The 15,964-nt window shown below is 50.5% G+C and carries 14 protein-coding genes, 3 tRNA genes, 1 other RNA gene and 1 CRISPR repeat array; of the genes, 7 read left to right on the forward strand and 11 right to left on the reverse strand.

Annotated features, from left to right (window positions below):
- A CRISPR array of direct repeats spans window positions 1–1,491; the repeat unit is 27 nt; unit sequence TTTTCCCCGCACCTGCGGGGATGAGCC.
- A gap of 124 nt (window positions 1,492–1,615) precedes the next feature.
- Window positions 1,616–1,688: transfer RNA gene (locus HMPREF2625_RS07740), tRNA-Glu, on the forward strand.
- Between the two features lie 164 nt (window positions 1,689–1,852).
- Here HMPREF2625_RS07740 and HMPREF2625_RS07745 read toward each other — a convergent pair.
- From HMPREF2625_RS07745 to msrA, 3 genes are all read right to left on the reverse strand, one after another.
- A complete protein-coding gene (locus HMPREF2625_RS07745; RefSeq protein WP_070523649.1) occupies window positions 1,853–2,620 on the reverse strand; it encodes a DUF6318 family protein in 768 nt (255 codons plus the stop codon).
- 130 nt (window positions 2,621–2,750) lie between these two features.
- On the reverse strand, window positions 2,751–3,515 hold the full coding sequence (locus HMPREF2625_RS07750; protein ID WP_070523653.1) for a DUF6318 family protein: 765 nt from the start codon (window positions 3,513–3,515) through the stop codon (window positions 2,751–2,753).
- A 134-nt stretch (window positions 3,516–3,649) separates the two neighbouring features.
- Window positions 3,650–4,174: a peptide-methionine (S)-S-oxide reductase MsrA gene (gene msrA, locus HMPREF2625_RS07755; RefSeq protein ID WP_070523656.1), complete on the reverse strand. Its 525-nt coding sequence runs from the start codon at window positions 4,172–4,174 to the stop codon at window positions 3,650–3,652.
- 134 nt (window positions 4,175–4,308) lie between these two features.
- Here msrA and HMPREF2625_RS07760 point away from each other — a divergent pair, with 134 nt between their 5' ends.
- Window positions 4,309–5,199, forward strand: coding sequence for a Nif3-like dinuclear metal center hexameric protein (locus HMPREF2625_RS07760; protein ID WP_070523659.1), 891 nt, complete (start codon window positions 4,309–4,311; stop codon window positions 5,197–5,199).
- Between the two features lie 184 nt (window positions 5,200–5,383).
- Here the strand turns inward: HMPREF2625_RS07760 and HMPREF2625_RS07765 are convergent, their stop codons facing one another.
- On the reverse strand, window positions 5,384–6,139 hold the full coding sequence (locus HMPREF2625_RS07765; protein WP_246826751.1) for an S-layer homology domain-containing protein: 756 nt from the start codon (window positions 6,137–6,139) through the stop codon (window positions 5,384–5,386).
- A 273-nt stretch (window positions 6,140–6,412) separates the two neighbouring features.
- Window positions 6,413–7,198 carry a YaaA family protein gene (locus HMPREF2625_RS07770; protein WP_070523664.1) on the reverse strand — a complete coding sequence of 262 codons (786 nt, stop codon included), beginning with the start codon at window positions 7,196–7,198 and terminating at the stop codon, window positions 6,413–6,415.
- Window positions 7,199–7,263: 65 nt separating this feature from the next.
- Here HMPREF2625_RS07770 and rnpB point away from each other — a divergent pair.
- Window positions 7,264–7,653: RNase P RNA component class A (gene rnpB / locus HMPREF2625_RS07775), an RNA gene on the forward strand.
- Between the two features lie 86 nt (window positions 7,654–7,739).
- Here rnpB and def read toward each other — a convergent pair.
- The 4 genes from def to HMPREF2625_RS07795 form a co-directional block, all read right to left on the reverse strand.
- Complete coding sequence (def, locus tag HMPREF2625_RS07780) at window positions 7,740–8,312, reverse strand: peptide deformylase (RefSeq protein ID WP_070523667.1); 573 nt, start codon at window positions 8,310–8,312, stop codon at window positions 7,740–7,742.
- A 61-nt stretch (window positions 8,313–8,373) separates the two neighbouring features.
- Entirely contained in the window at window positions 8,374–9,567 is a 1,194-nt protein-coding gene (locus HMPREF2625_RS07785) for an acyl-CoA dehydrogenase family protein (protein WP_070523671.1), read from the reverse strand.
- A 64-nt stretch (window positions 9,568–9,631) separates the two neighbouring features.
- A tRNA-His gene (locus HMPREF2625_RS07790) sits at window positions 9,632–9,704 on the reverse strand.
- A gap of 133 nt (window positions 9,705–9,837) precedes the next feature.
- A complete protein-coding gene (locus HMPREF2625_RS07795) occupies window positions 9,838–10,500 on the reverse strand; it encodes a single-stranded DNA-binding protein (protein WP_070523676.1) in 663 nt (220 codons plus the stop codon).
- Window positions 10,501–10,884: 384 nt separating this feature from the next.
- Between HMPREF2625_RS07795 and HMPREF2625_RS07800 the strand changes: the two genes are divergently transcribed.
- On the forward strand, window positions 10,885–11,790 hold the full coding sequence (locus HMPREF2625_RS07800; RefSeq protein WP_070523679.1) for an HNH endonuclease family protein: 906 nt from the start codon (window positions 10,885–10,887) through the stop codon (window positions 11,788–11,790).
- Between the two features lie 103 nt (window positions 11,791–11,893).
- On the opposite strand, the gene HMPREF2625_RS07805 is transcribed toward HMPREF2625_RS07800, so the two are convergent.
- Window positions 11,894–11,966: transfer RNA gene (locus HMPREF2625_RS07805), tRNA-Arg, on the reverse strand.
- 172 nt (window positions 11,967–12,138) lie between these two features.
- Window positions 12,139–13,782 (reverse strand): polyprenol phosphomannose-dependent alpha 1,6 mannosyltransferase MptB, encoded by a 1,644-nt coding sequence (mptB, locus tag HMPREF2625_RS07810; RefSeq protein WP_070523681.1) that lies wholly within the window; start codon window positions 13,780–13,782, stop codon window positions 12,139–12,141.
- 256 nt (window positions 13,783–14,038) lie between these two features.
- Between mptB and orn the strand changes: the two genes are divergently transcribed.
- The 3 genes from orn (at window position 14,039) to lepB (ending at window position 15,926) form a co-directional block, all read left to right on the forward strand.
- Window positions 14,039–14,674 (forward strand): oligoribonuclease, encoded by a 636-nt coding sequence (gene orn, locus HMPREF2625_RS07815; protein WP_004004529.1) that lies wholly within the window; start codon window positions 14,039–14,041, stop codon window positions 14,672–14,674.
- Between the two features lie 257 nt (window positions 14,675–14,931).
- Window positions 14,932–15,279 (forward strand): 50S ribosomal protein L19, encoded by a 348-nt coding sequence (gene rplS, locus HMPREF2625_RS07820; protein WP_004004530.1) that lies wholly within the window; start codon window positions 14,932–14,934, stop codon window positions 15,277–15,279.
- A 47-nt stretch (window positions 15,280–15,326) separates the two neighbouring features.
- Window positions 15,327–15,926: a signal peptidase I gene (gene lepB / locus HMPREF2625_RS07825; RefSeq protein ID WP_256387838.1), complete on the forward strand. Its 600-nt coding sequence runs from the start codon at window positions 15,327–15,329 to the stop codon at window positions 15,924–15,926.
- Window positions 15,927–15,964: the final 38 nt, after the last annotated feature.

Raw genomic sequence — 15,964 nt, forward strand, 5'->3', positions numbered from 1 at the left:
TTTTCCCCGCACCTGCGGGGATGAGCCGAAGGAAGATATGCCTAAAGAAGACATCCAAGAGTTTTCCCCGCACCTGCGGGGATGAGCCTAAAGGAAAATGGTACGCAGAATGCAGCGTATGGTTTTCCCCGCACCTGCGGGGATGAGCCGGCCATGCGGCTAAAACTGGCAGCTCATATCGAGTTTTCCCCGCACCTGCGGGGATGAGCCTCAGCCTGGCGAATGGGAGTACATTCGTATCCCGTTTTCCCCGCACCTGCGGGGATGAGCCGTTTCCCTGCGCGTCCGCTGACTGTTTGAACAAGTTTTCCCCGCACCTGCGGGGATGAGCCGGAGGTCAAATGACCTATCTAACCGCCGACCCGGTTTTCCCCGCACCTGCGGGGATGAGCCGAGCTCGCCAAGGGGGCTACCACCCGCACACTGGTTTTCCCCGCACCTGCGGGGATGAGCCGACCCGCCTACAGCGCCGCCGCGAACGCATCGAGTTTTCCCCGCACCTGCGGGGATGAGCCCGAGTACCGCGATACGAGCTTTCAGTTCTTCGAGTTTTCCCCGCACCTGCGGGGATGAGCCGGCATTACCACGCATGGTGCGATCAGCCGCGTTGTTTTCCCCGCACCTGCGGGGATGAGCCGTATCGAGGTGCTTAGCATCGACGATATTGAAAGTTTTCCTCGCACCTGCGGGGATGAGCCGGTAAAGTCCAAGAACATTATCGTCTGTGAAGTGTTTTCCCCGCACCTGCGGGGATGAGCCGCGCCGCTCTCTTGATGCGTCACTTTGACGTCGGTTTTCCCCGCACCTGCGGGGATGAGCCGGAAGGAATTTCTGTTATGTCCATCGTAAGCGTGTTTTCCCCGCACCTGCGGGGATGAGCCTGGGACAAGAGGGAAGATCGTAAGGCTCTTCCTGTTTTCCCCGCACCTGCGGGGATGAGCCGAACGGGCTGGTCGCGCCAACGGATTTTATGCTGTTTTCCCCGCACCTGCGGGGATGAGCCGGTGACTTCGCCGCGCTCTGTCACCTGACCATCGTTTTCCCCGCACCTGCGGGGATGAGCCGAAGGTAAAGCATGGCAGGAGGAATAGAGCTTGGTTTTCCCCGCACCTGCGGGGATGAGCCGCATTTGGAGTTTGGGATTCATGTCGCGCGCCTGTTTTCCCCGCACCTGCGGGGATGAGCCGCCCTAGAGAAACCTCATGCTCTTTCGCCCATTGTTTTCCCCGCACCTGCGGGGATGAGCCGCAGATGTTCGTACCGTTCTGACGAACGTGTTCGTTTTCCCCGCACCTGCGGGGATGAGCCGCCTAGGCTTTGGGTGTTAATATCCCAGACCCCGTTTTCCCCGCACCTGCGGGGATGAGCCCCCGCTTTGGAAGCACTAGGGCCGCGCCGCGCGATGTTCCCCGCACCTGCGGGGATGAGCCGTATTTTCGCCTCCACAGGCGGACTCTATGTTGATTTTCCCCGCACCTGCGGGGATAACTTTTCAACCCTATGAGGAATACTCCATTAAGTCTAGTGACGCATATCATGCTTACTGGAGTTGGTGGGGTATTCCCTTAACTGTATAGTTATATATGTTGTTCGGGCGGGTCCCGAAAAACAGTCCGGCCCCATCGTATAGCGGCCTAGTACTCCGCCCTCTCACGGCGGCAACACCGGTTCAAATCCGGTTGGGGTCACACTAGGAAAAGAGAATTCCCCGGTTCAGGCGAACCGGGGAATTCTCTTTATCTTTATAAATGCCAAGGGGGTCAGGATTTTCTAAAAGGCACGTATATAACCTTTTCAGCAAAACCTAACATGCTCGCGTCGTAATGTGAATAACCAGAAACGGGGGAGCAGCCTACTTATTCTCTCCGCTCGCACTCGCAGACCCTTGCGCACTGGCAGAAGCACCCGCTGCGGCAGGAGCACGGTGCACCATACGCCACGTTCCCTCAAGATAATGAGCCGTCACCTGGCCCGAGACAACACCGCTCGGCACCTTAAAAACCTCAGGAAGCGGCTGCGAACGGTTCGTCGTCTTCGTATACACCGCAGACTCCCGATTAACCTTCATCGTTGTCTTCCAGGTATAAAATCCGTTCTTCTCATCCTTCGTTGGGTGATCTGTATCCAAAGACATCGTCAACGGGTTCTGCACGCCAGTCACCCAGCCAGTCTCTGAAGCGTACATATCCTGCATGAAATCGGCAATAGTTGTGTAATCGCCCGTATGATCAATATTCGTGAAATAGTTACCGTCACCCGTCAAAAGCATATAATTCAAAGTCGCGAGCCAGTAGGTTACAAAGGCATGTAGGCCCTCAACCGAATCTTCACGCAGTTTCGCGGGTTCCACCGGAACAGGCACATGCTGCGCCGGATGCTCCTGCGTGCCAGGTTCAAATTCACCAGACGATCTGTAGTTCTCCAACTTCAACTCGCCCTTAAAACTAGGGCCAGAAGGGGTAGCAGATGCAGAAGCAGTCGAATGTGATGGCGATGTAGCCTTGGCAGATGCGCTAGCACTTGGCGCCGCATCCTTATTCTGCGACGAGCACGCGGTAAGAGTAGCTATAAAACCGGCACCTACAACAGTGAAAGCGCCACGACGCGACATTGAGCTCATGAGAAACCTTCCCGTCAAAAAACGTTTCCGCCTGCGCGAAAAACTTCACAAGAATAGAACGTAAAAATATATACGTTCTCTATAAAATCTACCGGTAAAACCCTAGCACACCTAAAATGTGTGGAGATCTCTAAGAAGCCTTAGTGCCACCGGGCGAAGCCTGCGAGCCGTCGTCCTTGAGCATGCGCCATGCCCCATTCTCATATTGAGTTATTACCGAGACCCTAGACTCAGACTGCATAAGGTCATTAAGAGGGTAAGTCTCCTGAGTCTGCGAATTATAGATTCCAGTACCTTCACCAAACTCAACGGTAGCAATCCACATATACGATGTTTCACTCCGCGGATTCTTCACCGGTTTTGCAGAGTTGAGTGAAATTTTCATGGGATGCTGTTCCCCAAGAACCCACACTACACCGCTGTCGTACAAGGCTTTATAAAGATCAATACTTTCGGTGTAATCGTCAGCCGGATCAGCTTTACGCAACAGAGCACCGTCACCCGTTAAGTAAAGATAATTTTGTGCCTCAACCCAGAATGCAATGAATGAATACATGCCGTCCACAGACTCTTCATGCATATTTTCTGGTTCCACAGGAGCCGGTACGTTCTCTGCCTTATGCTCGCGGGTGCCCGGTTTGAACTCACCTTTAGAATCGTACTTCTCTAGTTTTACAGGTCCTTGATAGTTCTTCCCAGAACTTTGCAGGCCCTCCGATGCTGATGGGGAAGCCCCCGCAGCCGAGGCTGCGCTCTCAGCAGATGCGGTACCGCCGGGCGATGGAGAAGCATCATTACCCGCCGGCTGAACCTTTGGCGCACAGGCAGTAACCGTTGCCGCTGTGAGACCTGTACCGGTCAAACACACAGCTTGGCGACGTGAAACTAGAGTCATGATGCCCTTTCAAATCTGTACTAATTCCATCATAACGTCATCCTGCACGTGAAACATGGAAAATTTCTATTTCTCAAGGATAGATTTACGGGGGTTCAAACTCTCTGTGGGGACAATAATGGTCTGATCTGTATTTAGTCTTTCAAAAGATGAGCATATTGTTTGCGTACTTTCGCTACCTTAGGCCCAACTACTACGGAACAGTACCCCTGATATGGGTTCTTCGCGTAGTAATCCTGGTGGTACCCTTCTGCTTCCCAAAACTCAGTCAGCGGTTTAATCTCGGTGACAACTGGGGCGTCGAAGAATGACTGAGCTCGCTCTTTCGCAGCCTCAAACACAGCCTTCTGTTCGTCAGAGGAATACAGCAGCACGGAACGGTACTGCGAACCACGGTCGGCACCTTGCTGATCCCAACTTGTCGCATCGTGTGCGGCGAAGAAAATATCCAAAATCGCGTCTTCACTTATAATCGATTCATCAAAATCAACCCGAACAACCTCGTGATGCCCAGTCGTTCCCGAGCATACAGACCGGTAATCGGGGTTTTGGGTGTGCCCGCCCGCATACCCGCATACGCTTGCTTTTACACCCTGGAACTGCCGAAAAACAGCGTCAATACACCAAAAACAACCGCCGCCAACAACAAAGCTTTTCATAAGACCTCTCCCACAGATAGATGTACATTCCTTTACAGCGTAGCTGTATCAACTATTATTCCCCGTCCTACCCGAGGTCTGCTACGGGACGTGTAATAGCTCGTCTTTCTGCTGCTAGATGCCACAATAGAATCATGACAACACCTACGCTATCCCACATTGTTGATACTTTTCATAGCCTGTATCCGCCGCATCTTGCCGCTAGCTGGGACTCTTCCGGGCTAGTCTGCGGACGTTTACAGGTACCCGTCGAACATGTGCATTTTGCGGTTGATGCCATATCAGCAACCGCCCAAGAAGCCGTAAATCTTGGGGCCGGTCTTCTTATTACTCACCACCCGCTTCTCTTGCGGGGTGCCAGCTTTATACCTGACTCCGATTACAAAGGTAACGTGCTCCATACCCTCATTGAAGGCGGATGTGGCCTGCTCGGTGCGCACACCAATGCTGATGCCGCCGTCGCCGGTGTCAACGAGGCTCTCTGTGAAGCGCTTAATCTACAAGGATGCGAACCGCTGACTGATCAGCAGCAACAGGAACTTGCAGGTGAGGAATACTGCGTTGGAACAGGTCGTGTAGGTGTTCTTGCCCGTCCTCTTACATTGCAGGAACTCTCTGAAGAACTAGCTGCTGCTCTTCCTGCAACAGCGGGCGGGCTGCGCGTTGCGGGATCCCCACAAAAAATTATTCGCCGTGTTGCCCTCTGCGGAGGCGCCGGTGACTCGTTGTTTGACGCCGTGCGGGCATCTAAAGCCGATGTCTATATCACCGCAGATTTACGGCATCACCCTGCCAGTGAGTTCCGGGAACAAGAACTTGTACGAGGTACTGATACTGCACTCATCGACTGTTCGCATGCTGCAAGTGAATCTTTATGGTTAAACCGTGCTGCGGAACGTCTGCAAGAAACCCTAGCGGGCCAGGGATACAGTATTGAAATTTCGGTATCTTCGCTAAATACCGACCCCTGGGATTTTCATGTAGATACCGGACAAACCATTGGTTCGGCAAGCACACCTTGCTAAAAATATTTAGAGCAGCCCGACGAGACTTCTAAAATAAATGTGAGAAAAACTCATATTTTGCAACATGCATTACTATTTTTCCTGAATATTTTTCTGTTAATAATACTGCGGCGGCCAATAAAACATAAATATGGCGTGACCCTAGGAAAATAGGGACACGCCATATTTCTCTAAAATCCGATTGTTAATGTTTCATATGTGCATAACGATAAATAAACGCCGCCATTGCTTCACGTGAAATAGGCTCATAGGGATGGAAGGAACCATCCGACCACCCGGTCGTAATACCTGTGCTGCGAAGCCAGACAATCTCTTTATAGAAAGGCTCGTCTGGGCTCAAATCCCAAAAAGGAGAAACCTCAGGTGCCTCGAACTGAGGCTTGCCCGCGAAGCGGTAGAAGAATGCCGCCATAGCATTACGATCTACCAGGTCATGCGGGCGGAAAGTTCCATCAGACCAGCCAGTGGTAAGACCCTGCTGATGGAACCACACCATTTCCTTATACCACATATCGTTAGGAGAAACGTCTGTGAAAGGCGACTTTTCGGGAAGATCAACTTGCGGGGAGCCTGCCAGACGATAGAAATAAACAGCTATACCCGAACGCTCAATATAATCTTTCGGGTGGTATGTGCTATCTGGGTAACCGATCGTGATTTTACGGTTAAAAAGCCAAGTAATCTCATTATAAAAAGCAGAAGATTCAGGAACGTCAATAAAACGTTTCTGAGGTGAAATGGTCTGCGGAGTTGCGTTACCTTCCACCTGATTCAGGGTCGAGAGATCCTCCTGTGCAACAACGGCAGGTTGCCCCTGAGGATCAGTCTGAGGCTGCTGAGTCTCTGCAAAGACGGGGGTGCTAGGTGCAAGAGTAGCGCCAACTAGGGTAAGTGAGCATATAGTCGTGGGAGCTTTACGAAGTTTAAAAGTGAAAGACATACAATAATCCATCATGGCTAGTGCGATATGACTCCCTACAATGTACCAGGGATGTCATATATGGTAAAGGATCTTCGAAGATATTTATAAAACTGTTATAAACCTTGTGGGAAAATTCTCTGGACACATTCTTAGAAAATGTGCCGAGTATACAGAACCTATTTCCTCTACACTTCGAAATTAGAATATAACAGTTCTTTCTTCAGGGTGTTGATAGCGGGAGAATTCTCGTAGATACCAGAAGAGTACACGCTATATTCACACCTGAAAAATCTATTCACGAATAATAAGGGTCAGTGTTCCTGCTTTCTTGGGCGTCGGTAAGGTACATTCAAGTTCCCAATCGCGGTCAAGCGCCTCCAAGAATTCTGAAATGCCCGCTGTACCTTCAAAAGGTCGCTCGGCAAGGGCATGAGTGATCACGTAGCGAGCTAACTTTCCGCGATAATGCTTTGCCATATGGGAAACAACCTTGCGTGAACCATCTGCTGCAACGCGTTCAACACGAACCGCTAATGTCTGGGCTGACGGCGATACCCACGATTTCGCGTAAGCGCTAGAACGGCAGTCAAGAATGAGCTGCCCCTGCGCGTATGCAGTCAAAGCATTTCCCAAAGCTCCGCGCCAATATGTGGCCAGAGCCCCTATAGCGCCAAGCTTGGTTCCCATAGACAGACGATACGCAGGAATATGATCTTCAAGTTGCACCACACCCCATAAAGCAGATGAAATAAGAACGGACTTCTGGGCCAACTCCCGTTCATCGGGGGAGAAACTGGCGTAATCCAGCGCCTCAAAGAGCACACCCGTATAGACTTCAGCCGCCGGATGAGCAGGTTCCTCCACTAACCGCGTGTTTCGTTCAATCTCTGCCGTGAGCGATGCACCCACCCCGAGGACATCTAGAGCGTCTTCCTGAGCGGAAACTCGCATGAGTTCTTCCAGCACATCTTCACGTTCGGTTGTGAGCTCTGGAAACGATAACTCGGCAAGATTAACTGGTGCGTGTGTGCGAGGCGCAGGGGTCTTACCCTCAGAAGGAGGCAGAAGAATCAGCATGCCTCTTATTCTACCGGGCAGAAATAGAGCAGCGATAATAACTCCGCTAGAATAGAAGGCTGAAGCAGGGTGCCTGGGCAATCGCGATATACCTCTTCTGATGGGTATGTCGAGGAAAGTCCGGGCTCCACAGCACAGCATGGTGGATAACATCCACTCGGGGTAACCCGCAGGCTAGTGCCACAGAAAGTAAACCGCCTCATCGAGGTAAGGGTGAAAGGGTGGTGTAAGAGACCACCAGTGGGTGCGGTGACGTGCTCAGCTCGGTAAACCCCATGCGGAGCAAGGCCAAACAGAACACGCCATGATAGGGTAGTGCGCCCGAGCCTGCGGCGCGTGTTCGGGTAGGCTGCTTGATGCTTATGGCAACATAAGCCCTAGATAGATGATTGCCTCAGGTACAGAGCTTTCATCGGTACCGATGACAGAACCCGGCTTATAGGGCACCCTGCTTCTCATGATGCTTGTACACACTGGCCGGTGCGTCTATTTCTGTGTATCAAGAATCAGGCGCACCGGTAGTGTAGATGATTTTATGTATTTAATGTCCGAACGGGTCAGGATCTACACCGGGCATCCAACTATTACCCTCAACAGTCCAGCCTTCGCGTTTAACAACTTTCTTCATGCGAGAGGTCCATTTTTTATTAAGACGATTCACATATAGTTTTCCATCAAGGTGGTCGGTCTCGTGCTGCATACAGCGGGCAAACCAGCCGGTTGCCTCAAACCTGAGCGGATTGCCTTCGACATCAAATCCATTGACAGTAACCCACTCAGCACGTTTGAGAGGAAAACCGTAGCCCGGGAACGAAAGACACCCTTCTTCTTCGTCATGGGGGTCGGGCTCTGCTGCGGACACCTTGCCGAGAGTTAGCCTGGGGTTAACGATGCACCCGCGGGCAGGAACACCATCTTCATTTTCCATCTGGTAGGTAAAAACTCGTAAACCTACCCCGATTTGAGGAGCCGCGAGACCCACTCCGTGGGCTGCATCCATAGTTTCATACATATCGGTAACAAGAGCTTTGAACTCATCGTCAAAAGCCGTGACCGGAGCAGCTGGGCGGTGCAAAACGGGATTGCCATAAATAACAACAGGGCGAATAGCCACAGATAAATCCTTCGTTCTCGAAATCACAAGGTAAAGAGCTATTGATAGAGTATATTGGTGTCTACTCAGCGAGTAGGTCAAATCCTATGTTATCGCGCAGAAGCTCGTTTGTACCCCCAAAAATAGGCAGTAGCCGTGCCGCGAGGAACGCTTGGGCTACAGGATGCTCATTAATATAGCCATAGCCGCCGAAAAGCTGCAGACACCGATCGGTAATTGTGCAGGCTTTTTCAGAGGCAAAGACCTTGGCTTTAGCGGCGTCCTCAGCGGTAAGCTCCCCAGCGTTAAAAGCCGCTATAGCGCGTGCCACGTAGAGTTCAGAAAGTTCTGTATTCATGAGAGCATTAGCTAGTTCAAAACGGGTATTCTGAAAATCTGCCACACGAGACCCAAAAACCTTACGTTCTTTTACATACTCTAGTGTGGCGTTGAGAGTAGTCCTGCTGATGACGGCGGCTGCAGTGCCAATCGCTAAGCGCGCTTGGGGCAGATGTTGTTTAATATAGGTCAAGCCTTGACCAAGCTCACCGATAAGGTTCTCAGCGGGAACACGTACATTCTCGAAGAATAGCTCGGCAGTATCTGAGGCCCGAATACCCATCTTGTCGAGCTGCCGTCCCGGGGTGTAACCTTCAGATTTTTCGACAAAAAAGAGGGAAAACGAATCCTCAGAAGCACGTTCAGAGGAACCATCGGTGCGGGCCAACACGAGGGCTGCATCCCCCGAAATACCGGATCCAATAAACGTCTTCTGACCGTTGAGAAGGTAAGAGCTCTCATCACGTACTGCGGATGTGCGGCATGCCCGCAGGTCGGATCCTGCACCTGGTTCTGTAAAAGCGCATGAAGTTACGAGGTCACCGCTTACCATTTGGGGTAGCCAACGTTCCTTTTGCTCATGTGTACCGTATGCGAGTAAATAGGGGAGCACCAGATCCTGTTGAAGATGCACTGCGAGCGCAAACCCATATCCTCCAACGGTTGCGAGTTCTTGGGTTAGAACTAATTGATACTCGTAATCGGGCAGCTGGGCTCCGCCAAATTCTTCGGGGACCGCAAGTCCTAATATTCCTGCTTCTCCGGCGGCTTGCCATACTGAGCGAGGCATAATGTGTGCTTGTTCCCATTCGGGGTAGTGAGGGGTTATTTCGTGTGCCACGAATTCACGGACTGCTTCTCGGAACAGCTCATGGTCTTCAGAAAATGTCAGAGTTGATTGCACAGAAAATCCTCTTTCCTCAGGGGAATAAAACATATAAAGTCTAGTAGGTAAAGCTATAGGGCCGCTATGGGGATTACCATAACGACCCTAGTGACGGGGTGATCGACGGGGGTTGAACCCGCGACCTCCTGGACCACAACCAGGCGCTCTGCCAACTGAGCTACGACCACCATGTACATCATGCGGTTTCCCGCGCGATTGCAACGGATACTACTCTACATGAGTTCGATAACTTGTGACAAATCAATTCAAGGTGATACGCGGCACGCTATATGCGGTTTTTAAAAGTTGTGATGTTGAATTCTAGAAGGGCGCCATTTCAGATATTTGATCGCTTTGTTTCTCATACTCAAAACTATTTGTAAGTTCTGAAGATTGGTGAACAGTCTGGTGCGTATCTGTAGATGCTGAAACAGTGTTTTTGGGTTGTGAAAATTCCCGTTGAGGTGAAGATGCTGTTCCTCGTGGTCCAGCTTCTTGAAGGGCGCGGTTTGGGTATTGCTGTGTACTCGATGGTTGTGGGGGAGCGGCATGGCCGTCCTGCGATACATCCTTCTGAATCGGGTTTGTTGTGTCATCCTGAGTGTGGGATTGCGTGCCGCTGTGCTCTACAGCGCGTGAGAATGTGCTGGTGCCGAAGGTAAGGTCAAGACCGATACTGCTGGCATCAACTTCGACGGATGCACCTTGAGAACCGTCTTCGCGCTGCCACTGTTGTGTGCGAACGCGCCCGGTGAGGAGTACGGGACTTCCCACTGTGAGGGAGGCGGCAATATTTTGTGCCAGCTTGCGGTAGGCGCAGACAGTGTACCAGCTTGTTTGTCCCTCGCGCCAGGAGTTTGTTGCTGAGTCAAACCAGCGTGGCGTGCTTGCCAACCTAAAATTGACGACTGGAATTCCGGTCGGAAGTGTGCGTAGCTGTGGGGCGGTTGCGGTAAACCCGCGTAGGATAACAGTATCAGCCATGATAGAGCTCCCTGAAATGTTAGGTGGTGTGTTAATCAGATAATGTGCATCCCCTGTCAAAGTGGGACGCGGTTTTTCTAGTGTGCCTCAATGTTGTGTGATAAAGAGAGCGTTGTATGTGCACCTGTGGATAGCCTATCTGAACGGGACAAGAACTCTGATCCTGTGGATAGACAGGAGAGGCGGGGAACTTCTGATACGTGTCACAATATTGGTAAAGAAAACCCTTTACTTCTGGATTTCTTTCTAGCTCTATAAACCCCTATCCTTGTAGTGCAATACCGGTGGATTCGGTTTTAGCATGAGATTTTTTCTCATTCGTAAGCTTTATGAGCACACTAAATCTAACAGCATATCTATGCCGCAGACGTACTGGAGAACATCGTGACAAAGTCTAAAAGGCCTCCTACGCCGAATCTTCGCGATTTTAAGAAGATTGCCGATGTAGACCCGCGCAAGATTTTGCCTCCAGATATGGATCCTAAGAACAAGCGTTTTCTCTATACTGCTTTGGCTATTCTTGTGATCATCGTGCTGATTATTGCCGTTATTTATATTGGGCGGCATAGCCAAGGCGGGCTGTTGGGTAGCCCCAGTGCCTCATCTTCTGCTACAGGGGACGGCGAAGAGCAGAACGTCAAAACTGAGGCTTTGGAAGAGGTCAAGAACCCGCATGATGCGGTTGATCCAGCCACAGCATATGCACCTAACTTATCGACGGCGAAGAAGGAACTTGCTGCTCTTCCTGTGAAAGAGCGGGCATCAAAAGTCGGATATACACGTGAGCAATTTGGTGCTGCCTGGGACGATGTCGATCATAATGGATGTAATACTCGTGATGATATTTTGCGTCGTGATTTAACAAATATTCGTTTCAAAGCGGGAACTCGTGCTTGCACTGTACAAACCGGAACTCTTGACGATCCTTATACTGGCAGGACAATCGAATTTAAACGAGGTAAGAAGTCTTCAAGTGCCGTTCAGATCGACCATGTGGTGGCGCTTTCGAATGCGTGGCAGACCGGGGCTCAAGATATTGGCGAGGAAAAACGTCGTGAGCTCGCGAACGACCCCGAGAACCTGGTAGCAGCAGATGGTCCGGCAAATATGCAGAAATCTGATGCCGATGCTTCTGATTGGCTTCCTGGCAATACGGCCTACCGATGCACATATGTGGCGCGGCAGGTGCATGTAAAAGCAAAATATCAGCTATGGGTCACTGCCGATGAAAAACGCGCTATGGAGAACGTGCTGAACTCGTGTAAAGATACGAACCCTGTGAAGAAATAACGGTACACACCCGTTTGCAAGAATGCACAGGTGGTTACGGGGTTATCGGTACAAGCACGAGCGCCGCTCCCTCAATCTGAGGAACGGCGCTCGTGTGTACGGGTACCCCAGGAGGGAATCGAACCCCCGACCAAGAGATTAGAAGGCTCCTGCTCTATCCTCTGAGCTACTGAGGCATGCATTTCACTGTCTTCGACATCGGTGTGAAATACATTTATAGAGTACACCGAAAAGTCACATTATGGTAAACGAACTCGAAAAATGACACAAATTTATGGAAAAAATCCTGAGTCGCCATAGCCTGGTTCCGCGCCATGACAGGGGTTTACGCCCAAGTGTTCGTCAAGCTTAATGTTTTTGTAATATTTGACGGGTGCGCCGCGCACGGAGCCTTTCACGTGTCTGAGGGAAGAGCTGCCACCACATCCGTGTGATAGTTCGCTTTACCTGATGTGGGTGGAAGCTCAAGTACACCATACGTCGCGTTGCCGGGTCTAACGCCATCAGATAGACGATATAGGCCAGACAGATCAAAATGGCGATAAGACGCGCCATTCCCTGGTTGAAATCGTTCAGATATGGTGAGATGTACAGCTGATCGCATACCGCATACGCCATAAAGAACAAGGTTGTCACAAAGTACCACATCAGCTGGAAATGAGAGCGCAGACCTGTCGCGGCGATCATAGGAACAGCCCAGAGAATGTACCATGACTGAATCATAGGGCTGAAAAAGAGCATGGCGAGAATCGCGAGACCTGCGTATCGCACCACGTTACGGTATCGACCGACAAATGCGAAGCTTAACGCGCTCAGAATGCCTAGAAGTTTGCCAATATTCTCAAGAATTTTCTTGACAGCATCGAAGGAATCACCGTGCGCGAAAAGCCCAATAAAACCGATCACCAAGCCGATGGGAGTGTACCAAATGTACTGACCGCCCGTAGTAGAGAGCGCGCTGACCCAACCGAAACCAAGGTCGCTTATATAACCTAAAATAGCGAGCTCGGTAAGAAGAATAATTCCTGAGATAAACCAGATAGTGAATTTGCGTACCCAGCTGGCGTTATTACCCGCCCACAGCAAGCCAACAAAGGGGAGTACCACAAGCGCTAGAGGCTTTACCCCGACGCCGAAAGTCACCATCGTAACGCCAAGAACGCCACCATAGACATTGGGGTATCGCTTCGCAAAGTAGAGACCTGCAAGCATAAACATGGTCATCAAGGAATCGTTGTGACCACTCGCTATGAAAGAAGCTATGAACAGGGGATTAGCGCCTACCTGCCAGAGCGCTCGCGTTTGATTATACTTGTAAAGCTGTGCGAGTTTTACGACAAAGAACAAGATGCCGATAACGGCGAGGACACTGACAAGACGAAACAAGAAAATGGCGAGATCGATATTTCCATCGACGATGCGAGCGATGAATTCTTCGATTTTGAGTGAGATAGGCCCGTAGGGCGGAGGAGACTCAGCCCATTGCGGATCCGCACCATTTTGCATGAAGTTCGCTATCTCAGAAACCCCCTGTTTATAGGGGTTCAGTCCGTGAGCCATAACCATGCCCTGCCCATAGTAGGAGAACATATCGCGACTATAGATAGTAAGAGCAAAAACCTGGGGCAGTGACCAGCAGGTAACAATTGCGATCATCCACCTGAGCGAAGAATTATTCCAGGTACCCATCTTCTGATAGATACGCAGCCACTCACGGCACATAATCATGGCGCCTAGCGAAAGTGCGATAATACAAACGATTACCCACGAAACTTCATAACGTATAGTGCGTATCAGGTTATTGCGCCAAAAACCTGAGCTATCTGCAATCCAGCCAACGCCGTATGAGCTGAGAGTGATAAGAATAGAGCCAAAGGCACCCAGCAGCAGCGTGCGAAGACGGTTACTGTCAATGTACTTTTGCAGACGCGGCGACGTTGCGGTGGGCTTTGTAAAAAATCTTGACCGCCACTGCATATACCGCGTTTTCATGCGTTAGGATTCCCTTCACTAGGGGTTTTAGCTCTACATCCAATACGCTCTCCATAATACCCGAGCACCTTCATTGTCTCCTGTGTGAAACCCACAAGACTACCGTTCTTCGCACGTGTTTTAGCTCGCGTGTGGAGAAGGTTTAATTCTCATATAGGTCACAATCAAACTTTTTAGGGCGGTAGATACAGAAAAATAAGAAAGCTATGAACTGCTGTAGCTGGGAGAGTACGTAGAAAATCTGTAGAGTTAAAGCGTGAGTATTTCAAGTGAACGTATTGTATGGATTGACTGCGAAATGACCGGGCTCGATCTTACACAGGATGCACTGATTGAAATAGGTGTTCTTGTGACGGATTCTGATCTCAATATTTTGGGTGAAGGCGTGGAGCTCGTGATCAAACCCGGTTCTGAGGCACCCGCTGGCGCTCTCGAGAACATGAATAGCTATGTGCGAAATATGCATGAGTCTTCGGGGTTGCTAGAGGACCTTGAACACGGCGTATCTATGCATGAAGCGCAGGAAGCAGTTCTTAAATACGTCAAGAAGTATGTTCCCGTAGCGGGCAAAGCGCAGTTGGGCGGAAATTCAGTCGGCATGGATAAACGCTTTTTGGAGCGCGATATGCCAGATCTTATGAAGCATTTGCACTACCGCGTAATTGATGTATCGACGATCAAAGAACTCGCTGCTCGCTGGTACCCGGCTGCTCGTCATAATGCGCCAGTTAAGACCGGAAACCATCGTGCTCTCGGTGATATTAAAGACTCGATTGATGAACTCAAATACTACCGTCGCGCAATTTTTGTTCCAGATGCACCGGATGCGATTACCGCAGCTCGTATAGCTCGCGACGTGGAAGCAGAGCGTCAGACTCTTGAAGAGGCGTAAGAGATACGTCGTCTTAGGCTCTGAAAACATGCTTCGATAGAAGCGCTCGTAGTTGCCCACCGGCTACGGCATCTGCCATAATAAAAAACTGTGTTTGCACTGGGCACGCCCCTGCCGTAGGGGGAAGAGCGACCATAACAGTGCGGACCTTAGAACATCAATCATGTTCTAAGTTAATAGAACTTCTATCCACCTCTTGGGCGATAGATTTAATCGAGTCTATTTGACCTGCGGCAGATGACTCAGGAGAGCAACACATGCAAACTCTTGATTTTCTCGACAAGAAGTCCCTTCGTGACGACATTCCCGAATTTGCACCCGGCGACACCCTGAATGTTCATGTGAACATCGTTGAGGGTAAGAACCGCCGTGTTCAGGTTTTCAAAGGTTTTGTTGTTGGACGCCAGGGCGCTGGTATTCGCGAAACCTTCACTGTACGTAAGATTTCCTTCGGCGTTGGTGTTGAGCGTACTTTTCCGGTGCACTCCCCGGTAATTGAGAAGATTGAGCTTGTTAGCCGCGGCGATGTTCGCCGTGCCAAGCTGTACTATATGCGTGATCGCCACGGTAAGGCAGCTCGTATCCGCGAGAAGCGCGAGTTCTAAGACATATCAAGGTCATGGAGTTAGCCGAATCTTCGGCAGAACCTCAGATGAGGCGTCATTCCGTTAGGGGATGGCGCCTTGTTCTTGTGGCTTGCGCTCTTGCACTATGCATTATGCTGGGTATCCGTACCTTTATAGCGGATGTTTACTATATTCCATCTGACTCTATGGAGCCTACCTATATGCCCGGGGATCGTGTTTTAGTCTCGAAGCTGTCTGATAGCTCCCACATACATCGAGGCGATATTGTCGTTTTTGATGGTACTGGGTCACTGTCGCCTTATAAATCAGGGGACGGGTTCTGGAACGACCCAGTAAAACACACCGGGCAGTGGTTGGGTCTAGCTCCTACAGAAACCGTTTACATCAAACGAGTGATTGCACTTGAGGGTGATACCGTATCCTGCTGTACCGACCAAGGCGAGATAACTCTCAACGGAGAGCCTCTAGACGAGCCTTATATCTACCCACAAGACTCACCTTCAACCACAAAATTTAACGTTGTAGTACCGCGCGGACGCATGTGGGTCATGGGTGATCACCGCTCGGTATCAGTTGACTCTAGGTCTTTACTAGGAGCACCTGGTGGAGGGCTAATCCGAACCGATAAGATTATTGGAACCGTGGATTTTCGTCTCCATTTTTGACATCTGTGTATGTCTACAGGCGTAAAACCCTCAAATAA

It is taken from the genome of Rothia sp. HMSC064D08 (assembly GCF_001809525.1).
GTDB classification, from domain to species: Bacteria; Actinomycetota; Actinomycetes; order Actinomycetales; family Micrococcaceae; genus Rothia; species Rothia dentocariosa.